Here is a 21,905-nt window from a genome sequence, read left to right on the forward strand (position 1 = left end):
AGCTCTCTACGCGCCTTCTTATGACGTCCTGCCACGTTCCTGTTCCTTGTGTCGCCGTTCAGGCCCATCGCTCAGCGAAGGGGGTACGAGATCGGCTGTCTGCCGATCGATGGGCACACGGGATCTTGATCGTCACCCCGTGGGCCTCTACTGCTGCGCCAGCCTTGCTGTGTGACGTGGTCCTTTAGGACTTCGCCAGGTGTCCCCGGCCATTCCGGTCCAGGCTCCGAGGGACTCCGGTGCAGTCTGAAGTCCAGGCGATGGGCTTCCACTTCACCGGATTGTCCGCCGCTGGTGATCGCCTGCGGCAGGGCTTTCCTGGAGGGAGGGCCATCAACTCTTCGTTCCTCTTTCAGTACTGCGATGCGGGCGGTGATCCACCTGGCACGCATACGCCGGGGGCGCAACAACGACTCGTCCAGGGAGAGATACCCCGGGCGATGGCTGACACCGCTATGAGAACACGCCAGTTCGACGGTCTCGCCGCCGCCTGGCTGTACCAACTGGCCCGAATACCAACAGGGCGTGATGCTGTACGTGTCACGAAGTAGACATACCGCGAGGCAATTAATGCGCGGGTTGTACCTTGCATGACAAATTGGTCCCACGCACACCTTCAATGCGCGTTCTTGGGTCACTGTGTCTATTCAATGCCGCTGCCAGCTTTATGACTCAAATCACAGCAATGGTACGCCTGTTGAGACCGTAGGTGATCATTCTGCAAATCGAACCTCCGTAACAGGCAAACTGGGGTGGGGCAACCCGTTGGCGAGGCTGGCTAAAGCTGCGGATCGCGACTTGCCGCCAAGGTGCGGACGAGGAGGGGTTCGTGTTGCAGTTTCAGTAAGAGCGGCACGATCCGAGGGACTGGCAGCAACGAGGTGGTCTGGCCACGGATCGGGTGACGGGGACGGGGTCAGGCGGGAACTCTAGGACTGTTGAGCGGCTTTCAGGTGTCAATTCACAAGCGGTCTGCAACGAACTGCCCGGTGGACACTCACCGCCGGCTCACCGGGATCGAGTCGCGGGCTCTGGCCCTCGGTCGCTTGGGTCGCTTCGTCCTTGCTGGCAACCTGGCCCGGAGGGGCGATGACGCCCCCTGTCATACAGGCCCGAATGGTTATTTCCCTCGGCGGCTGGGCTTGAATTCCGGCTGCCCCTACCCGTTTGTCGCTGCCAGCAGCAGGCTCAGGACGAGTGAACAGACGACGAGGATCAGGAGCACGTGCTCCACAACAATCCGGTCCCATGTCGGCCTCTTGACCGTCGAGCCCGCCTCGCGCCGTACCTTCCGCCGCTCGCCGGGCACGGCCGCCTGCGGGGCCATGCGCAGCGGAGTCTTCGGTTGGCCCGGCACGGTTTCGGATAGGCGGACCCGCACTCCGGCTGCCCTCGAACCGTCCGCTATCAGGTGGTCAGGCTTCCACTCTTGACGCATACGCACCCTCCCCGGAGCCGTCTGTTCCGGCTGCTACGGTGGGGCAGATGGAGGCCTCAAGGCCACATTTCCCCTCAAACGCCAGGCAAACGCCACCCCCGCTTCACACGTGGGGATTGCTTTCATATCGGGCAGCATTGAGGGATTCACCCGCCAGGAGAATCCGACGCGACTGCCTCCGATGAGTTCGGCCTCGCAGCGGTAGCCCACTCGGCGTAACGTCTCGGCGACCAGGTCGTTGGAATGAGCGACGCCGTTGCTTGCTCCCTGAGTAAGCAAGAGCCTCGGCTCGCGCGCCGTGTGCCCTTGTCCGTGAGGGTGGGCAGCGGCGCCCAGCGTCCCCGGGCCCTCTCCTCCTCTGAATGACCTGCGCCCCAGGGAGAGGGCTCGGCCCTGCCATGCGGACGGCTTGCCTCAGGTCACCAGGAGGCGGGTGCGACGGCGCCCATCTCTTTGAGCTTCGCGAGCAAGAGTCGGCAGTTGCCGGCCCCGCTGTGGAGGCCGCCCAGCGGCTCACGACAGTAGGCGGCGTCCCTGGCAGACCACAGCCCTCGCCACACCGCACACCGGAGCATCGCGTCCTCCCAGCGGAGTCGGCCCAGCCACTCCTGGGCGACTGCGGCATGGCCATGGTGGCCGATTAGTTCGCGCTCGAAGACAGCGCGGTGGAAACCGGCGTCGTACGAAACCAGGGTGCGGTTCAAGAGCACATCGGAAAGGGCGGGCAGCAGCTCGCCGAAGGACGGAGCCTGGGCGATGTGTTCCGGGGCGATGTCGTGCACGGCCAGTGCGATCGGGTCGACGACGGCGTCCGGCCGCACGTACTCGTCGAAGACCAGAGCGCCGCCGCGGTCGACGGCGGTGATCTGCACCGCGCAGGCGTTATCCGGACGGGCGGTCTGCACATCGACCACCAGGAGCGAGTCGTTGGCCAGCAGGCCACGGGCCCAGCGGGCAACCTGCTCGCGCTCGCGCGCCCAGGATGCCGGACGCCGAAGCGCACGAACGGCGTCGTCGAGACTCGCGTACTCCTCTTGGGTGGCCAGTACGCGCCATAACGGTGCCCGGCCGTCGTGGTATTCGGCGCTCACTGTGCCCTGATACTGACGGTTGGCGTACACGGCCCAGATGGTCCGATTGGTGCCGGCGGGGCGGACGAACTGCACGGCATGTTCATCTACGCGACGGGTGAACAGGTCGTCTAAGTGAGTCGGCTCGGCGAAGGTCACCGCGCTCCCCTTCCCCGGCCGGCACCGGCTGCACCACGGATGATCCATTTTCACCGTACCGGCCGGACGGTCACGAGAGCCTCGGACACCACATGGCTGCGGCAGTTACTGCTCGTCCCCATACAAACGGCGGTGCGTAACGGCTCCAGGCTCCGGGCCACGCGTGGTCACGCAGCGCGCGAGCAGACGTTCCCGCTGCCGGGGGCCGAGGCCCTGGACACGGCGGAAGGCGGAGATCTCCAGCTCAGTGAGGAGCTTCTGGGCACGGATCTTTCCGATGCCGGGGAGCGCGGCCAGAAGAGTACGGACCGGCATTCTGCGGATTACCTCGGACTTACTGTCGAGCACCTCGGCGAGCGAGACCCTGCCGTGTTTGAGCGCGTTCTTGACCTCAGCACGCTCTCGCCGCACCGCAGCGGACTTGTCGGAGGCAGCCCGGCGCTGCTGCGGAGTCAAGGGGGGAACTGGCATACGAAGCTCCTGCTCGTCGTACTGATCGGCCGAGGTCAATCTGGCCGATGACCTGACGTGTCATGGGGGCCCGCACAAGGGGCCGACGTATCCGTCGGCGGCACGTGTGGTAAGTAAACGGGATTTTTGAGGCAGCCGCTGTCGATCCCCACCTGCGTGACTCTCCCTCAGTGCTGGGCATGTGGCGGAGCGCGGGAAGGAGGGTGCAGCGCCATATGGGGTGGCGGGCTGTTCACGGCATCAGGTCCGCACGAGTGTGACGGCTGTGCGGACCTGACGGGCCGGGAGGGAACCAGCGTATGTCGTACAACGAGGCTGTTTCGAAACGGTTCTGCAGAATCGGCCGTTACTGGTGGCGCCCCTCCCGCTGCATTCTCCACGGGGAGTTCAGAAGTCAGGCCGCCCGGGTTCGGGCTACGAACAGTCCAAGCGCCTGCTGCCAGGTTCGGGTGTGCATCCGCGCAGCTAGATCCTCCGCCTGCAAGCGCGCCGCCGCCGCATCGGCGTGTTGGTTGGCGTGGGGCAGGAGGGAGAACCAGGCGCCGCCGTTCATCGGTGCGAAAAAGGCGAGGTAGGCACGCCAGCTGGGGCGGGGCTCCGCGTGATGCGCGGCGAACAGCAGGCCTCGGCCGCAGAAGACGACCCTGGCGTAGCCCGGGTCGATCCGGGCATGGGTGAAGAACGGGTTGCCCGCCCGGCGCGCGGCCAGCCGTACATGTCGCAGGTCATCCAGGCGGAACGGTCTTTGCAGGGGCACTTCGAGGCCAGGAGCTGGACGGCGCCACTGCCGTAAGCGTTCAGAGCTCATATAGGGGGTAACGAGTCCATGTGGACGCAGGTGCCCGGCACGTTCCGTGTCCGCGAGCACTGTCCGTCCCGTGCCGCTGCCTCTCAGCGACCTAACCCACTCATCGCGACGGCTTCGAATCGTTCTTCGGCCGTGGCGTCGTTGCGGTCACGCTGAGCGGCCCGTTGATCCACCTCTGCCTGCGACATGGTACGAGCGTTCTTGAGCCAGTTGGCCAGGTCGGTGTCAGTCATGATTTGATCACTTCTCGGTGCGCTGAACTGTCACATATAGGACACATCTGTGACGTTGGGCGTTACGTACTTTTTGAGAAATAAACGGATATTTTTCGGACGTTGATCGCGTCTTGCGGCCAGAAGGTAGCCCTCCAGTCGACCATGCTCAGCTGCACGTGCATTCGGTTCAGCCCAGGGGGACGAATGGCACGGTGAAGCAGGCCAGCCGTTCACCAGCCCCGCTCTGGTCCCTGTGCAGTACTACGGAGCCTGCCTCGCCGGCACGGAAGGACCAACTGCCGCGCGTACGGGCGTAACCCGTGCCGTCCGAAGCCGCCTTGAAATTGAGCCAGACCTCGTTTCCGGGGTCGGCGTGCGCCGGGTCGGTGGACGGCCGGTGCTGATAGTGACCCCCCGAGTCCAGCGGATACGGGCCGCACGGCCTTTGGTGGACGTGTACGCCGTAGGCATGGCCCGGCTCCATACCCCACACGCGCAGCCGGACCTCGGTCGAACCCTGGTCGCTGTGCTGTTCCACCACGATGCGTGAACTGGCTGGGACGAGGTCAAGGTTGTACGTCTTGGCGGCTGACGGAATGAGGGACGTCGGGGGCGCGAAGGTTCCTGCGGCTCTGAGCCATAAGCAATCCCGCGCGGCCCCCGGGTCCGAACCCGTCGCCAGCACTGCCGCCGCCAAGGCGCCGACGATCATCCCTGCCGCCATCATCGCTCCGTATCCGCTAACTGGTCCACGACCTGTTTTGGTACGGCCATCGGCATCCTCAGCCCGCACCGTGAGCGGCACGTGAGTGAACCTCGGCGATGACATATAGGGGCCAAGGCCGCGGCCCGATGGCACGCCCACCGGCGGCGAAGTCCAAGGGTCGGGTCGCGCTCATCCTCGCCGCCCCTGGGCTGAGCCTCTCCCGGGCACCCGGCCGGTTACGCAACGCCACCGCAAAATCACCCGAATCCAAGAACGCTGTGCGCAGTTGGACGAGGGGGCCTCTCGATGGATGGTGAAGGACGATGAACTGTTTCAGCCGCCTCCTGTGCGTTCTCTATGTCACCACCAGCGTTGGACTGGCCTGCACTGCGGGCATCGCATTCGGACATGGTCCGGTGTGGGTTGAGTGTCTGTTCGTCGTCGCCAGTGTCGTCCCTCTCATCGCTGTCGTGCGAGAGAGCGTGATCGGTGAACAACGGCGTCGTCTGGCGGACGAGGCCCGGCGGAAAGACCGCGGTAGCGCAGTTGTCGAGTGGATTGTCCAGGGTGAGCTCGACGCCGCCTGCTGCGAGCGCTGGTGGACGAGCCTTGGCCGCGACCATGACCCCGTATGCCGGTACCGGCTGCCCAGGGGCAGCGCCGCGTGAGGAATCCCGGCCTCGCTGTCTCGATCAGCTGATCGTCCATAGCATCCGGCTCGAGCGCTCACCGTACAGACGCGTGATTCAAGCTGGAGGCACTTCAGCGAGGCTCGTCCAGCATTTCGGCGTCGTGTACGAGGAGTGCGATCTGAACGCGGTTGTTGAGATCGAGCTTTGTCAGGATGCGCGAGATGTGCGTCTTGACTGTCGGAACACTCAGGTAGAGTCCAGCCGCAATCTCGGCGTTTGTCTTGCCTTCTCCCACGGCAAGGGCGACTTCACGTTCCCGTTCATTGAGTCGGCCGAGCAGATCACACGCCCTATTGCGCCGTGCTCCGTGCCCCGACTCGGCCACGTGTGCGATAAGTTGCTGGGTGACGGTCGGTGACAGCACCGGTTCTCCTGCCGCCACCTTTCGAACGGTCGACACGAGCTGTGGCGGCGGGGTGTCCTTGAGTACGAACCCAGCAGCGCCGGCTCGCAAAGCACGCAGCACGTGATCGTCTGCGTGGAATGTCGTCAGAATGATCACTTCGGGGGCGTGTCTTCGCCGCCGTAACTCCTCGGTTGCGGCGAGACCGTCCACAACGGGCATTCGGATGTCGATCAGCACGACGTCCGGCGCGTACTGATCGACCAGCTTGCCCACTTCGGCCCCATCCGAGCCTTCCCCGACGACTTCGATGTCCGACGTACCGCCGAACATCAGCCGCAGCCCCGCCCGCACGAGCGGGTCATCGTCCACGAGCAGGACACGCACACGGCCCTCTAACGGCCGGTCACGGGGCTCACACATACGGCCAGGGTATGAGGCTGCCGGACAGGTCGCGATCCGACGCCCACGTCCCCTCGCGCTCGGGAGTTCCTGTGCGGTGCGGTGGGGCACTACGCGGCGTCGGCGGTGGGCCAGGGCAGCCAGGCGTAGAGGCGGAAGTCTGCGGAGGCCGTAGAGCCGTGTTCGAGACGGCCGCCAACCAGGGCGGCGCGTTCGGACAGACCAATGAGGCCTTGCCCTGAGCCCGGGATGGCCGACCGCCGTCGGCCAGTGGTTCGGTCCCTGGCGGGCAGTGGGTTGCGTACCTCGATGGCCAGACCTTCCCCTGGCTGACCGGTCACGGTTACCACCGCGTCCGCACCAGGGGCGTGCTTGCGGGCATTGGTAAGGCCCTCCTGGGCGATCCGGTAGGCGGTGCGTCCCACCCGCTCGGGGACCGGGGCGTTCATGACCCCCACCTTGTCCACCAGTGTTACGTCGGCCTCCGACGTCCGTGACTCTTCCAGCAGCCGGCTCAGGTCAGTGAGGTTCGACTGCAGGCGGCCCTCCGCGGACCCATCGCCCTCCGGGGTGCGCAGGACGCCGATTACTTCACGCAGGTCCTCGAGGGCCTGGTGGGCGCTCTCCTGGATCACCTTGGCAGCCTGTCCGATCTCGTCCTGCGAGGCGTCCGACCGGAACTCCAGGGCGCCTGCGTGCACACTCAGCAATGACAGCCGGTGTGCCAGTACATCGTGCATTTCCCGGGCCACCTCCTCACGCGTCCGCCGACGTGCCTGCTCCGCGCGCAGTCCAGCCTCGACCTCGGCGCGCTGAGCACGTTCGCTCAGCGACAACACAAGCTGGTGCCGTGATCGCACGAACATGCCCCATCCAAGGGCCGCGCAGATCAACCCCATCCCAGTCAAGGTCCACGACATGACCTGCTGCAAGGGCGCAGAGTGCAGGAGGAGGGCGACAGGCGAGCTGAGCAGCGCTGGTATGCCAACGGCCGCGACTACGCGGAATGGCCGTTGCGCGGCGAGGGTGTACAGAGCCACGAGCCCTGGACCGGTGGGACTGACGTAGAAGGTGCAAGCGACGGACAGCATCACTGCCAGCCCAACCGGCCAGCGCCTGCGCAGCCACACCGAAGCGCAGGCAGCCGCGCTCACGAGGGCCTCAGCCGTCAGCTGAGACCTCGGGACGAAGGGATCGTTCGCCATCCCCCACAGATGGAATAGGCAAAGAAGCAGGGCGAAGCCGAAACTTCCGACGTCGGCGACCCAGTCGCGCACAGCTCGGTGTGAGTGGCTGACTGCATGAGCTCGGTGGCGTCCGCCCCTGTGCGCACTGGCATCGGGACTCGGCATGGCCGTCGGCAGAAACAGGCGGGACACCAAGCCCGCCCCGACTCCCGGCCCCATCCCCGCAGCAGCGGCCATGCCCCTACTCTCCATAATCGAAATACCCACTGAGCGCTCCGTCCGCCTCCCGCGGAACGTGGTGGCAGCCTGTTCAGCGAGCGGTCAGGCGTCAGGGCAGCCACCCAGCCGACGGCGATCGATCTGACCTCTCATGGCCCTGATCAGCTGCACGATGGGAGAGGGCCGCGACGGCGACTTCGTCGGCGTCGCCAGCCCTCAAAGGCACGCTGGAAACCTTCAGGCGACTACCCTGCATCTCGGCCCTCGCGAGCTCACCCAGGATTCCCCGTGCCGGTCTACTTGGCCTTGGGCGCTGCGCTGGAGCCTGCGCATCCGGTAGCGCCTGCTTTCGCGCTGCCTGCTCCGGACTGAGTGCTTTCATCTGCAGCGTAAGCAGCCTGTGTCTCTTTGAGAGCTTCTTCGACTGCTGTGAGGTTCTCTTCCAGGGCTTGGTCCAGGCTGGTCGTGTCCCCCTGGGTTTTCTGCGCCTCATCGTGCAGCTTCTGTGCGTACTCCTGGAGCTTCTTGTAGACGCCCTGAGTGATGGCTGACGCATTCTCCTCAGTCTTCTCGGCTTCCGATAACTGGTCCCATGTCTTTTCCCACAGGGCGACAGCCTGTTGAGCCCATTCTTCGCTGCTGCCTACAGACTGTGCCGAGCTATCGCTCGTACCCCCGCTGGAAGACTGGGTCGCTGAGGCCTGCGCGTATGTTGAATCCTCGTGCGATGCTACCGGGGACGTAGATGCCTGGGCAGGGTTCGATGAGAGTATTGCCAGGGAACTCAGTCCCGCTGCGCCAGCAAGAGTTGCTATTCGGATCTTCCGCGCCGTCTTCGTGCCCGGCTTACGGTGACAGCCATTCACGCGTCGGAGTGACGGTACGCCCATTTTCCCTGTTCCCTCACATCTCACTATTCGGTACGAAATCTGACTCCCGGCCTGCGCCTTGGAGTTACGCCGTGTGGACTTGTCCTCTCCCGCACCTGCTGTGCCCGCCGGACTTCGCCGGCTGAGACAGCCACTCGGCCTGGTATACCCACCGTAACTAAGGGCCTGATCTCAGAAGAACACACCATTCCGACGATGTCACCCCCCACCTTGTGCACCCCTCGGCCGTCCGGCACGCGACTTGGGGCTTGAGAGATGTCAGCGCATGCACAAGCTGAATGGCGTGTGGACACTTGTTGCGCAGAGAAGTGATAACCCGCTGCCGCACATGAGGCCGACAACTACCTCCGATACTCACCAGCCCTCCTCGCCGTCTGGTGGCATGACATGAATCACGGTTGCGTTCTGGTTGGCGTAGAGGGCTCGGGTTGGGTTGAAAGCCAACCCTGATCCTGGCGCTGATCACCGCTGTCTACCGCAATGCTCCTGGCGCCCACGATGCCGTCGGCGCATCAGATCCTCACCGGCGTTCCCCGGTGCGTTTGTGGTCGGGGGCCACTCTTCCGGGGGATCTTCTTGAGGGAACGGGTGCGAGTACTGCACACGCTGAGAGCTGCTCGATTTTTCGGCAACCAGCCACACATTGTGGAGGCGTAGACGTCGAACTGTTCGCCGGGCCGCGGGAAGTCGCTGGCCGCGCAACGATGACCAGTGGGCCCGCTTAGGGCGGATCCACCCCGGCGAGCTAACGGATGTGTAAGCGGCTCTTCTTCAGATGACCGCCGGCAGGGCTTCCGACCACGTCAGTCGGCGCTCGACAGTGGCAGGCGGTCTTGGTTAAGACTCTTCCAGCGCCCTCGACGGGTAGGAGAGCCTGCGCATGGAACCCACTCCCGTCGAGGGCCAATAAGTAGGAGCGGCGAAGCATGACATACGAACCCGAGACCCATGCTGACTCCGGCAGCGCCGGGGACCTGACGACTCGCCGGAACGACGCGGGGGGCCGGCTCGGCTGCAGGCGATGCCCGGGACGCGGATGATGTAAATGACGGAAGTCAGCTGCGGCCGCCAAGGCCGCCCTCTCGCCGTACAAGTCCCCGCGGCTTCCGCGCTACCTGCGCAAACGCGGCATCGCAGATAGCACCCCAGAGAAGACGGACCAGCGACGACACAGGCACTATCGCGGTCACCGCGGCGGGCGCCGCCTGGGTCCGACCGGCAGAGCTACCGCCGACGCCATGTCCTTGAGCGCGCTGCTTCAACCGGTTTAAGGCCTCCGATTGGATTGACCTACGCGTCCGGCCGTACGACTCCCAGAATTGGTATTGAGCCGGCTCCAGCGACCGTCACGGTCCGTCCCGGGCGCGGGGCATGAACCATCGCGCCGTCGCCGATGTACATTGCGACATGGCTGGCATCCTCGAAGTAGATGATGAGGTCGCCTGGGCGCATTTCCTTGATGTCGACGCGCTTGAGTCGCGCCCACTGCTCCTGCGACGTGCGCACAATGGGGCGGCCGGCCGCGGCCCAGGCTTGCGACGTCAGCCCTGAGCAGTCGTATGAATCCGGGCCTTCGGCGCCCCATACGTACGGTTTGCCGAGCTGATCCATAGCGAACTGAACAGCCCGCATGCCCGCCTCGGTCACCTGGCTCTTGACGCTCTTCAGAATGCCCGTGTTCAGCCAGGCGGTCTGCGCTCTGAGCTCGGCCTGCCGCTCCAACTGGGCGAGCCGCTCCTTCTCTTTCTTCTCCAGCCTGGACTCGAGTCTCTCGGCCGCCGCGATCTGTTGCGCAACCTCCTTCTCGGCCGCTGCCTTCGCCTCGCGCTGGGCCTCCAGCTTCTGCCAATGCGCCGAGGCGGCCTTTGCGTATCGCTCCAAGTCTTTCTGGGCGCGGAGTATTTCCTTGATCAGACCATGGGCGGCGCGCTCGCCCTGCAGTAGGACGGCGGCATTATCGAGGAGCTCTTCCGGGTCGTCGCTCAGTATCAGCCGCGCCTCGGGCAACACGCCGCCGGTACGATATTGGGTGCGGACCGCGGCACCGGCCCGATCCTTCAAGTAAGCAACCCTCTGCTGTAACTTGACCTTTCGCTTAGCCAGCTCAATGATTCGCCCCGACTGATCCTTGGACGCCTCCTCTGCCGCGTTGTAGGCATCGGTTGCGACGGCCGCATCATGGTAAAGCTGGTCCAGTTTCTTGCGGACTGCCCTGAGATCCTTCGTTTGTGGGAGGGGTGGATCGGCAATGGGGGATAGAGACGGCGTCGGCGCCGGAGTGGGGTTCGCGAAGGTCACCCCAGGTGTCACAAGCATGGTGACCGTACAGACTACGGTCACGGCCATCGCGCGTGTGCCGCACTTGCTGGGTCCCATACCACCTCAGCTCCAATAACTGATTTCTCGTCAGTGGACTTATAGAGCTCTGGCGAAGCGAGATATGACGAAGTGCAAGCATGAAGACGGCCGGATTCTGGCCCCGGTGCTGCCGGATCACACAGGGGGTCGGTGGTATCCCGACGCAGGCCTCGAGGGGGCGACTACACCATGGGCGACCTCATGCAAGGGCCCGCACCGCTGCAGCGGTACGGGCCCGAAACGCGTATCCGAGGGAGGATTCGGATGTGCATGTACGCGCTAGCGCTTTCAACGAGATGCGCCACCATCTGGTCACGGCTGTCTGGCGCTTTCGCGCCGTTCGAGCACCTTCTGCTCGCTGCCCCTCCGACCGCGTGTGCGAGTCAGTTGGATGACCGCTGCCGGACGCCTACGGATTGAGGGCAGAGGCGAAAGCGAGAACGAGGCCGCACGGATGCGGTAAGCATCAACACAACCAGCGGTCACGAACAGGTCGTCCCGGGAACGGCGACCTACCGCCAAGAATCCGCCGTCCCCGGGCCTCGACCCACCCATTTAGAGGGAGCTTGCCTCCCATCATGACGGCTCTACAGCCCCAGCCTACGGACGCACCTCCGCTGGAGGGACCTTTGCCGGTCGCGGCCGACCTGCTGAGTCTGCGCCTGCCGGCCCCGATCCGACGGGCAGTTCGCGGCGATCCTGGTCCGACCGGAGAGCTCCGCTACACGGGCTGATCACTTCGAGGCCCCGCGGTGTCCACCACGTCGAAGGAGACAGTGATTGCTGCACCTGGGTGGGGCGTTCAGTCGTTGCAGGTGGTGCCAGCCTTCGGGGAGGTGCCGTCCAGTAGGTACCTGTTGACGATGTCGGTGATGCAGGGGCTGGTGCCGTAGGCGGTGTGGCCGTTGCCACGATGGGTGATCTGGATGGCCACGTTCGCACCGAGTTGGTCAGCCATGGGGGCGAGGTTGGTGTGAGGGGTGGCGGGGTCGCCGGTGGTGGAGATGAGGAGGATGGGTGCGGAACCCCTTGCGGTGACGGGGACGTTGGGTGTGCCGCGAGTGGGCCACTCGGTGCATTGCAGTAGTTGGGTCCAGGCGTAGTGGTGGCCGAAGACAGGTGAGGCTTCACCGAAGGCCGGCAGGCTGTCTTTGATGTGCTGGAGTGTGTAGCGGTGGGGGGTGTCGGCGCACAGAGTGGCGATGGCGGCAGGCTGAGTGGTGCTGTAATGGCCTTGCGGGTCGCGTCCCGTCAGCGCGTCCGAGAGGGCGAGGAGGATGTTCCCACTGCCCTGCCGAAGGGCTTCCTTGAGGCCTCCAGTGAGGTGAGGCCAGTAGCTTTCCGCGTAGAGGGCCTGGATGACGCCGTTGAGCGCGCGGGTCTGGGTGAGTGGGCGGCCATCCTTTGTGGGCAGGGGCTTGTGCTCCAGTCTGTCAAGCAGGGCCGCGATCTTGCGTTCAGCTTGCTCAGGTTCGCCTCCCAGTGGGCAGGCGGGCTGTGTGCTGGTGCAGTCGGCGAGGAACTCCTCCAGGGCCAGCTGGAAGCCTTTCGCCTGCCCGAGTGCGCTCTGTTCGGGGGTCTGGGCCGGGTTGGTGACGGCGTCGAGGACCGTCCGGCCGACGCGAGCGGGGAACAGGTGGGCGTACAGGGCGCCAAGTTCTGTGCCGTACGAGAAGCCGACGTAGGACAGCCTGTCGTCGCCGAGGATCTGGCGCAGCAGGTCCAGGTCACGAGCGGTGCTGCGGGTGCCGATGTGCGCCAGCATGGGGCCCGAGTGCTTGGCGCAGGCTCGGGTGGTCGTACGGGCCAGTCGCAGGAGTGCGGCTTGCTCGGCCGGGGTGTCGGGTGTGCTGTCGGCGGCGGAAGCCTCGTCCCGGGCGGAGTCGTCCAGGCAGTGGACCGGGCGGCTGCCGCCGGTACCTCGCGGGTCGAAGCTGACCAGGTCGTAGCGGGTGCGGAGTTCCTCGAAACCCTTATAGGTCTGCACGGCCGCCGGCAGCATGGCCACACCAGAGTCTCCCGGGCCGCCGAAGTTGAAGACAAGCGAGCCGATCCTGTCTCCGGGCCTGGTGGCCCGGGCTCGGATGATGGCCAGTTCCATGCGCTCCCCGCCGGGGTCGGACCAATCCACCGGCACTTTTACCGCAGCGCACTCCCACCTGGGGTCGTTGGCAGACCGGGTTGATTCCGCGGCCGGGGCGGGACAGCGCGCCCAGTGAGGCTTCTGTGCAGCCAGCTCAGCAATGCCGTCCGCATGGCTGCTAGCCCCGCGTTCGTCGGTGTCGCAGGCACTGGTCAGCGCCAGGAGCAGAACCGCCGCAGCACTCACCGGCGCCCGGGATAATCGCAGTCGGCCAGTTGACACTCGCCGTGCGCATTCCGGCACCGCCAACCTCCCCGCTTCCACACGCCCAGTTCTTGAAGCAGCGTAATGACAACCCGTCGGCCTGGCAGCTCAACCAGCCCCATGGCTACCACCACGCACTCACCTCTGTGGCATTGCCGATGGCCAGGAGATGTCGCGAAATGGCCGCATGTGGAAATGCGCCTCCGGTACGAGTGCGTATGTCAGCAGCGCCGCCGTTCTCATCCCGGGTTTCGACCTGCGCGAGGATGCGGAACATGCACCGTCCTCCTGCACCCGCTCCGCTACGGCCGCCCGCATGGCGACGGACACGTGTTGAGAGAAACGCCTCTGCTGGCGATCTGAGCCGTAGCGGCTTGCGCGGAACCGCACACCAGGGACTGGCGGGACTGGCTCCTAGCGAGGAAAACACCGCTTCGAGAGGGAAACCGTGGGTGGCTCCGGCCATGCCTTCCTTGATTGGCCCCGGAGCTGGAACTCGGCAGCCCGGGCCCGATCTTCGGCGGACCGTGCCTTGTCGCGGGCGCAGTCGAGCTGTTCGCGCAGGTCATCGACCTTGGTTTCCAAGCCGTGGACGCGGTTGCGATAGCTTTCGGCATCTTCGCGTGCGCGCTGCAGCTCATTATGGAATTCCTGGCGGATGGTCTTGGCGGCCTGGAGCTGGGCATCGGCGTGGTCGGCGGCACGGCGGGCGGCTACCTCGGCATCCCGGGCGCGGTCCTCGGCGATACGGGCCCGCTCGCCGTTCCGCATGGCCTCCGCCTTGGCCTCAAGGACTCTTTCCTTCTCCGCCTGCAAGAGCTGCTGTATCTCCGCGACATGGCGCTGGGCCTCGGCCTGTGCGCGGTCGACGGCGGCCTGTGCGTCCCGCGCGATCCGCTTGGTCTCGGTCTCGAACCGGGCCCTGCCCTCTTCCAGTTCCCTGATCGCCTTGTCTGCTGCGCCCTCGGCGGTGCTCTTCCTGGCCTGGTACGCGGTCATGGCATTGTGGTGCGGATCCCTGCAGTACTTGGGGGCTCGGCCCGGAGTGCCTGGGCGCTTGGTCATCCGCGGCCGCTTGCACCCCGGGAACGCACACGTCAGGACCTGGTCAACCTCAGTCGTGTCCGTCTGCACGGTCTGCTGCGCACGCATCATCGGCATGCCCGCACGCGGATTAATGGTGCGTCGGCCGGTTGCTTGAGGAGGTCCATGGAGAATGCAGTTCCTATCTCAGCCTTGACCAGTGTGGTCCCTGCAGCGTTACGACACGGCGAGACGGGCATTTGATACGAAGAAAGCACCTTCACTCCTGTGCGGTGCATCACCATTGTTGCAACCATTGAGAACGAAAGGTAAATGACGGGCATCCTGCCTGCTCTTGCCCTTAGTGGAGCACCGTCCCCCGGCCTCGGTCGCCTGGTGATCTTGCGTTGGAGTAGGCGCAGCCTCGAGGGCGACCACCGGCGGGGGAGGGGAGCGTACGGAGCTCCCCGTCTTCGCGCTCATCCACGACGAGGGGATGGACGGCAGCGCTCTTCGCCGACCGACCCGCCGTGCACTGGGCCATGACGGCACGGTACGACAGCCTCCACGGCCGGCCCGCGCCCCGGCCAGCTTGCGGCGGCGGCGCCGGAAGGAGTCGGGGCGGCGCTGAGCCCACCGACAAACGGGTCCGGCGGTGACGTTGAACGGCTACCCGTGTACATGGCGGTGCCCTAACAGTGGGCGTGGCTTGAATGACGGGCCGCCAGCAACCGGAAAGCCGGGGTTGCCCTGGGGGCTGTGGCCTGTGTGCAGGCCGGTGCGTCGCCATGCTTGAGGGTTTCGTCCCGCAGGGGGGAGTGGGACGTACATGGCGGCGCACCGGCAGTCCCGAGCGGGGGACCCCCGGGACAGCGGAGTCCGGGTGTCCCGGCTTTACCCAGTAGATCGGCTATGTGGTCTGCGGGGGAAGACGGTTGCGCTGCCGGGGACGTGAGAGCGTTGAATCCCGTGTTGCTGTTCCGCAGATTTGTGTACGGGGCGCGCTTGTGGTTCTGAGGGCGGTATTGGGCGAACCCTTCGCCCTACGGCGGCGGGTGCCACAACTTGCGAGAAGGACATTGCTGCCGACCTGAAATGCGCCGCCGAGGTAGGGCCTTGATACTGGACTGGCCGGTCGCGCTTCCCCCCAGTCGCGGACCGGCAGATGAAGCGGCGCCCCGGGCCTCCCGAGCGACCCGGGGCACCGCCTTGTCCGCGGTCGAGAACAACTACGCTGCGGAGCAGGCAGGTCAGGACGTCGCTTGGTGGCGCGGTGGCGTAATCAGTGACATGCGCGAATGCACAGTAGGGCCGTCTGAGGTGCTTCAACGGTGGTTCGTAACTCCCCGCTGCCCGGCACTCCACCAGCAGGTAAGGCCCTGGGAGGGTGGTGCCTCACCCCAGCGATGACTACCGCCAGGTCCCCGTATCGCTGGAGTAGGAGGACACGGGGACCCTGCGGAGGAGAGGGCGTAGTCGGACCCAGTCCCACATATCGGAGTCTGCGTCGGCTGGGGATATGACGTCGTGTCACGCAATTGGCTCACTCCCCATGACGCTGTGAAACGGCACTCTTGTCCAGCCGTTTGCTGCGATTTACGACAAAGCTATCAATTTGGGGTCATTTGGGTGATAATGAGCTGGGGTCGCTCACGCGTTCTGCCCGGCGTAGACCCCTTGTGGTCGGGCAGAACGCGGCGACCCTTCCCGCGGCCGAGGCAAGCTGTCGGCGCCTGCCGCCTTTCACTCGGTTCCACCGGCGCTATGGCCCATGAGCGGAGTGTGACGATGACGGAGCTCGTGAAGAGGGGCGAGGCGACTCCGCGCACTCGCAGCCTCAGGTCGGAGGAATCGCGTCATGGCCGCGAACTCCGGCCGCGCTCGGAGAGCCGATCGATGCCCCCGGCGGTCTCGGCCTCGTAGTCCGCACGGAAATCGGCGTGCGCGTCTGCCCGGGGGCCCCGCCAGATCACATACGGCCTGGACGATACGCCATCAACGGTTAGGGCTCATTGCCGGCCTCGGCAACGTGGCGCGATACCAGTTGGCGAGTGCGAATCGGCGAGCGCGGGCCAGCGCAGGTTGGAACCAGAGCGCTGCTGCGGTGGAATGGGCATGTTCCTTGGCATCGTCTCTCCGTCCCGCAAGTGAAGCCATACTGTCTGGCCCCACAGAAGGCGCTTTGTCAACTATGTCCGTTTATGGATGAAATGGCGGCATTTCCTGCTTTGGTTTGGCGGGTCCGAACAATAGAGCAGGCTTGGCTGGTGGTGGGCACCCTTATCCACCTCAACGGGCGGATCGATGGGACCGCTGTCTTTCCATTTCGCTCAAGGGGTCCTAATCGTCAAGCATTTCGCATGCTTGTTCAGTATCCGGTAGGTGCCGAGCGTGCCGGTCTCAGAAAGCGCGTTGCGCGGCGCGGAATCGATCGGGGCGGGTATCTGGGTGTTGAGCATGGCCTGCGGTTGAGGTGGTCGTCGCCCCTTAGCTGCGAGAAGGTGCCGCTCCCGGCAGGACACATGGAAGGCTGAGACTCGAATTCCAACCTCGATTTCGCCGAATCGAGTGCAAGTCTGGCCCCATTGTGGCAGTTTGAGTCGACGTGAGTAGGGGAGGTGACAGGTGATCGCGCCTGCCGGACAGTTGGTAAGGGCAGTCGGCCGGGATGCTGTTCAACTAATCATTAGAGATGCCGGTTCGCAGACCTGTGATGCATCTCATAACAGAGGTGCTTGGATCTCGCGTAGCGAATCAGTGCTGTGCCGGGTCGTAGGGGAATAGGAGTACCGGCTCAACCCGAAACAAAACGCAGAGGCTTGTCATGGACGTCACCTTCACGCAGGTAGCTGAAGCCCGGATCATTGCCTTACAGGACAAACCGGTTCCGTTCCTGGCCACCCTCCGCTACTCGTCGACGGACCCGCTGGCGATCCACCTCACCCTCCCTGTTCAGGCGACACGGGGAGACTGGCCGGAGACGTGGATCTTCGCCAGGGATCTGCTGTCGGAGGGCTTGAACAACGACGCTGGCAGCGGGAGCGTCCGCATATGGTCGTGCTGTCCTTCGGGCACGGTTCTGGAGCTCCACTCCGCCGGAGAAATACTTCCTGTCCAGTTCCAAACGACGGTCCTCGCGGACTTCCTGCGACGCTCGTATGCCCTGGTTGTGCCAGGTCACGAAGACGTCGGTGGGGCACTTGAGAGAAGCTTGGACTCGGTCATGCGAGACGGTCCGATTCAGCGGGAGTGAAGCCTCGCCTTTGCCAAACACCATCATCGAGATGATGGTGGACGTCTTCTCGTAGTCGGCCCGGTGACGGGAGCACCACGCTCTGCTCGGCCAGAAGCACGTCTGGCGACGAGCCCGCGACCAAGGCCGCAGCGACACGCTACGTCCGGCTCGGCACACCGTTTGAATAGCTCGATTCGCTCATGCTGGGCTCGGTGATATGGGAGCTCGGTGCGGGTGCCGGTTAAGCACAATACCGCCGAGAACGGGGCAACGGGGCCTAGCACAGCGCGGGGATGAGTTGTTCCGTCGGGGGAGCCCGGCACCAGGTTATGGCCGCCGCGCCCGTCAAGCGCGGGGCGGCCCCGAGAGGGAGTACGAACGGTGGCTGTACCTAACAAGGGCCGGAGAGCGGACGCACAGAACAGGCCAGGGCACGCGCTGGCCCTGATTCTGGTCGCCCTCGTGGCGATGACCGGGGGAATGCTCGTCTCCGACAACACCACTCCGCGTCTCGGAATCGACCTCGTCGGTGGTACGAGCATCACGCTCAAGGCGAGAGCCGACCAGGGCTCAGTGATCAACAAGACCAACATGGACACCGCGGTCGACATCATGAACCGCCGCGTCAATGGCTTAGGCGTCTCTGAGGCGGAGGTACAGACCCAGGGGACCGACCACATCATCGTGAACATCCCCAAGGGCACGAACTCCAAGGAGGCCAGGCAGCAGGTCGGCACCACCGCCAAGCTGTACTTCCGCCCGGTCCTGACCAGCGAGCCCAGCAGCACCCCAAAGCGGCCGTCGCCGAGCGCGTCTCACCGTGGCGGCGCCTCCCCCAAGGGGGGCAGAGGCCCCTCGGTTGGCGCCTCGCCCAGACAAAAGGTGTCCTCGTCTCCTGCTGCTTCCGTCACCGCCAGGGGGCGCGGGCCGGGCGCATCGGACCGGAACAGCTCCAAGCCATCGGCCACCGCCTCCGCGGGCGGCTCGATCACAGCATCTGAAATGCAGACTCGGTATGCGGCCCTGGACTGCTCCCAATCCGCCGAGCGCGCCAAGGCCGGCAAGAACGCCAAGCCCGGTGAGCCCGTCCTGGCCTGCGGTGAGATCAACAAGGTTTGGTACAAGTACTTGCTCGGCCCAGCTGCTATTGATGGCACCGAGGTGAAGAAGGCCCAAGCGGTCTTCGACTCCCAAGGCGCCGCCGGCTGGCAGGTCCAGATGGACTTCACTTCCAGCGGATCGCAGAAGTTCGCCGACATCACCGGCGAACTAGCCACAAAGCAGCAACCGCAGAATCAGTTCGGCATCGTCCTCGACGGCCAGGTCGTCTCCAGCCCGTACGTGCAGGCCGCCATCACGGGCGGCCAGGCAGAAATCTCGGGCAGCTTCACACAGCAGGAGGCACTGCACCTCGCCAACATGCTGTCGTACGGCGCCCTGCCGCTGTCGTTCAAAGAAGAGACCGTCACCACGGTGACCGCCGCGCTCGGCGGTGAGCAGCTGCACGCCGGACTGCTCGCCGGCGCCATCGGGTTCGCCCTGGTCGTGATCTACCTGGTGGTCTACTACCGAGGCCTGTCGGTTGTGGCCCTGGCCTCCCTGGCGGTCTCCGCCATCCTCACCTACGCGATTATGTCGTTGCTCGGTCCGGCCATCGGATTCGCGTTGAACCTGCCGGCCGTCTGCGGTGCCATTGTCGCCATCGGTATCACCGCGGACTCATTCATTGTGTACTTCGAGCGCATCCGGGACGAGATCCGAGAGGGCCGTTCGCTGTACCCCGCGATCGAGCGGGCCTGGCCTCGCGCTCGGCGCACCATCCTGGTCTCCGACTTCGTGTCGTTCCTCGCCGCCGCCGTGCTGTTCACCGTGACCGTCGGCAAGGTGAAGGGCTTCGCCTTCACGCTCGGCCTGACTACCTTGCTCGACGTGATCGTCGTCTTCTGCTTCACCAAGCCGTTGATGACACGTCTCGCCCGCCGCCCGTTCTTCGCGAATGGCCACAAGTGGTCCGGTCTTGACCCAAAGAGCCTGGGCGCCAAACCGCTGCTGCGCCGCTCCGGGCGTCGTGGCGGACGAAGGAGAGATCAGCGGAGGTCGAGACCGGGCGGCCTCGGCGCTCGGCTGCATCGCGGAGAGATCAGCTACGACTTCGTCGGCAACCGAAAGATCTGGTACGGGCTCTCCGTACTGATTACCCTCACGGCCATCGTCGGCTTGGCAGTGCGCGGCCTGAACATGGGCATCGAGTTCCAGGGCGGAGCGGTCTTCACGACGCCGGCCAAGATGAGTATGTCCGTCGCGAAGGCGGAGGAATACGCGCACGACGCCTCCGGCCATGAGGCGATCGTGCAAAAGCTCGGCAACGGCAGCCTGCGCATCCAAATCGCCGGCATCGACACCGACGCGTCGGACCAGATCAAGCAGGAACTGGCCAAGGACCTCAACCTTGACCCGGAGCGGCTGGCCGCAGACCTGGTCGGTCCGAGCTGGGGCGAAGAGATCGCCAACAAAGCCTGGCAGGGCCTTGGCATCTTCATGGTCCTCGTGGTGATCTATCTGGCGATCACGTTCGAGTGGCGCATGGCAGTAGCAGCTCTCGTCGCTCTCATTCACGACATCACCATCACGATCGGCATCTACGCCCTTGTCGGATTTGAGGTGACGCCCGGCACGGTGATCGGTCTGCTGACGATTCTCGGATACTCGCTCTACGACACGGTCGTCGTCTTCGACAGCCTCAAGGAGCAGGCCAAGGACATCACCGGGCGGAGCCGGTTCACCTATAGCGAGATCGCCAACCAGTCGATCAACAGCACGCTGGTCCGCTCCATCAACACCACCGTGGTCGCCCTGCTGCCGGTGGCCGGCCTTCTGTTCATCGGTGGCGGATTCCTTGGCACGGGCACACTGAAGGACATCTCATTGTCCCTGTTCGTCGGCCTCGCGGCCGGTGCTTACTCCTCGATCTTCATCGCCACGCCGATCGTCGCCGACCTGAAGGAGCGTGAGCCGGCGATGCAGGCACTCAAGAGGCGGGTCCTGGCCAAGCGTGCTCAGGCGGCCACAAAGGCGAACCTCGGGCAGACGCGATCCCGCCCAGGCCGCCGGACAGATGGCGCCGCGCCCGCGCTTGCGGGTGTGCGGAACCAGCCCTCCACTCGCACCCAGGGCCGCGGCCGAGTTTCCAGGAAGCACCGATGACCCCTGCGGCGTGTACCTCGGGCAGCGGCCGGACTCGGCCTTCGGCCCCCTCAAGAGAGAGCCTCACCAACGTCCTGGCAGGGTGGGCGTCGCCTGTTCACCATGAGGTGGTGCGGGTTGCCGTTCGCTGGGCTGTCCGGGCCCTGCCAAGCCAGTTTCACCGACGGCATCCGGGGGCTGGAAGGCGTCTTTGTACTGTCATCGCCGCGGCCGCGTTCGAGGGCCTTCACGGATGGCAGGGCGTCGGACAGCTCGCGGCGGAAGACGTCTCGCCGTAGGCGCGGTCGATCTTCCCTTTCACCAGGGCGGACCCGCCGCACGCGGCTGCCCGACGGCGGACGAGATTGGCAAGGTTGTTACCGCTCGTCTTCGGGCATCGGTTCGCCGGCTTCGTATGCGGCGCACCGTGTGCAGCCTTGGTCGAGGCAGGTGTGCGTTCGCCATCCCCGTCGGGTGCTCTCGCAGCCGGGTGCCTGCCAGGGGTAGGGGATTAAGCCGAAGGCACGCCATGCAGCCTGCCGTGCAGCCGCGAGGGCCGCTGGGTCGTCGGGTGTTTCGAGTAGGGCCAGAGCGCGCTGCAGGGCCATGCGCGCTGGCATTGGATCGGGAACAGGTCGGGGTCTTGGTTTTGCAGCCAGCAGTCCCGTGGAGCGTGTGTACTGCCGGGCTGGTTGTGAACGCATGAGCCTGGCAGCCACGATCATCATCTTGCTTCGCACAGTCCGCACAAACTCGTCCCAGCGCAGGCGCGTTACGGACATGAGCGGGTAATCATCCCGACGAGCGAGCGCACGCAGTTCTCACGGTTGCCTCGTGCCGGGGAAACGGACGTCTTTGATTTCATCTCCCGGCGGTGGGGTAGCTGGCCCACACGTGCTGGCGGCGCAGCCCGGGCGAGGTCCGCATCGGTGGAGATCAGGTTCGGGTCGGGCGCCTTGTGGACGTGGTAGCGCGCTCGGGGGACTGCGTATGCTCAGGGCCGGCACAGGTGCCGGTAGGGGACTTCGGGGAGGAACCTGTTCCAAGCGGCTGGGGACAGCGGAGCTCCGGCGCGTGCGCATACCGTGTCGACGGCTCGGTCCGGATCGATGTCGTACTTCTGCCACGGGACGTGCTCACCTGCGGCATACAGTGTGCC

12 protein-coding genes and 2 pseudogenes are annotated in these 21,905 nt (G+C 65.1%); 4 read left to right on the forward strand and 10 right to left on the reverse strand.

All coding sequences use genetic code 11. The features are described 5' to 3' along the window. Nucleotides 1–1,857 precede the first annotated feature (1,857 nt). From ACZ7NC_RS32215 to ACZ7NC_RS32235, 5 genes are all read right to left on the reverse strand, one after another. Nucleotides 1,858–2,667, reverse strand: a complete 810-nt coding sequence (locus tag ACZ7NC_RS32215) for a 3'-5' exonuclease (protein ID WP_471493226.1) — start codon at nucleotides 2,665–2,667, stop codon at nucleotides 1,858–1,860. 105 nt (nucleotides 2,668–2,772) lie between these two features. Beyond that, complete coding sequence (mihF, locus tag ACZ7NC_RS32220) at nucleotides 2,773–3,138, reverse strand: integration host factor, actinobacterial type (RefSeq protein WP_471493229.1); 366 nt, start codon at nucleotides 3,136–3,138, stop codon at nucleotides 2,773–2,775. Nucleotides 3,139–3,532: 394 nt separating this feature from the next. Continuing rightward, on the reverse strand, nucleotides 3,533–3,946 hold the full coding sequence (locus ACZ7NC_RS32225) for a hypothetical protein (RefSeq protein WP_471493231.1): 414 nt from the start codon (nucleotides 3,944–3,946) through the stop codon (nucleotides 3,533–3,535). A gap of 83 nt (nucleotides 3,947–4,029) precedes the next feature. Next, nucleotides 4,030–4,179, reverse strand: a complete 150-nt coding sequence (locus ACZ7NC_RS32230) for a hypothetical protein (RefSeq protein WP_471493233.1) — start codon at nucleotides 4,177–4,179, stop codon at nucleotides 4,030–4,032. Nucleotides 4,180–4,348: 169 nt separating this feature from the next. After that, nucleotides 4,349–4,699, reverse strand: a complete 351-nt coding sequence (locus tag ACZ7NC_RS32235; protein WP_471493235.1) for a hypothetical protein — start codon at nucleotides 4,697–4,699, stop codon at nucleotides 4,349–4,351. 491 nt (nucleotides 4,700–5,190) lie between these two features. Here ACZ7NC_RS32235 and ACZ7NC_RS32240 point away from each other — a divergent pair, with 491 nt between their 5' ends. After that, nucleotides 5,191–5,535, forward strand: a complete 345-nt coding sequence (locus tag ACZ7NC_RS32240) for a hypothetical protein (protein ID WP_471493237.1) — start codon at nucleotides 5,191–5,193, stop codon at nucleotides 5,533–5,535. A 94-nt stretch (nucleotides 5,536–5,629) separates the two neighbouring features. Here the strand turns inward: ACZ7NC_RS32240 and ACZ7NC_RS32245 are convergent, their stop codons facing one another. The 5 genes from ACZ7NC_RS32245 to ACZ7NC_RS32265 form a co-directional block, all read right to left on the reverse strand. Continuing rightward, nucleotides 5,630–6,325, reverse strand: coding sequence for a response regulator transcription factor (locus ACZ7NC_RS32245; RefSeq protein ID WP_471493239.1), 696 nt, complete (start codon nucleotides 6,323–6,325; stop codon nucleotides 5,630–5,632). 89 nt (nucleotides 6,326–6,414) lie between these two features. Continuing rightward, nucleotides 6,415–7,236 carry a sensor histidine kinase gene (locus tag ACZ7NC_RS32250; protein WP_471493242.1) on the reverse strand — a complete coding sequence of 274 codons (822 nt, stop codon included), beginning with the start codon at nucleotides 7,234–7,236 and terminating at the stop codon, nucleotides 6,415–6,417. A gap of 2,654 nt (nucleotides 7,237–9,890) precedes the next feature. Further along, entirely contained in the window at nucleotides 9,891–10,976 is a 1,086-nt protein-coding gene (locus ACZ7NC_RS32255) for a C40 family peptidase (protein WP_471493245.1), read from the reverse strand. Nucleotides 10,977–11,760: 784 nt separating this feature from the next. After that, complete coding sequence (locus ACZ7NC_RS32260; RefSeq protein WP_471493248.1) at nucleotides 11,761–13,059, reverse strand: alpha/beta hydrolase; 1,299 nt, start codon at nucleotides 13,057–13,059, stop codon at nucleotides 11,761–11,763. 660 nt (nucleotides 13,060–13,719) lie between these two features. After that, the gene (locus tag ACZ7NC_RS32265) at nucleotides 13,720–14,304 is read right to left on the reverse strand and encodes a hypothetical protein (protein WP_471493250.1); all 585 of its coding nucleotides are present in this window, start codon (nucleotides 14,302–14,304) and stop codon (nucleotides 13,720–13,722) included. A gap of 2,848 nt (nucleotides 14,305–17,152) precedes the next feature. Here ACZ7NC_RS32265 and ACZ7NC_RS32270 point away from each other — a divergent pair. The 3 genes and pseudogenes from ACZ7NC_RS32270 to secF form a co-directional block, all read left to right on the forward strand. After that, on the forward strand, nucleotides 17,153–17,581 hold the full coding sequence (locus ACZ7NC_RS32270; protein ID WP_471493254.1) for an SsgA family sporulation/cell division regulator: 429 nt from the start codon (nucleotides 17,153–17,155) through the stop codon (nucleotides 17,579–17,581). Nucleotides 17,582–17,944: 363 nt separating this feature from the next. Next, a pseudogene (gene secD / locus ACZ7NC_RS32275) lies at nucleotides 17,945–19,639 on the forward strand (protein translocase subunit SecD); the annotation flags it as partial. A gap of 81 nt (nucleotides 19,640–19,720) precedes the next feature. Next, nucleotides 19,721–20,767, forward strand: a pseudogene (secF, locus tag ACZ7NC_RS32280) (protein translocase subunit SecF); the annotation flags it as partial. Nucleotides 20,768–21,905 lie beyond the last annotated feature (1,138 nt).

It is taken from the genome of Streptomyces sp. NPDC111802 (genome assembly GCF_055634335.1).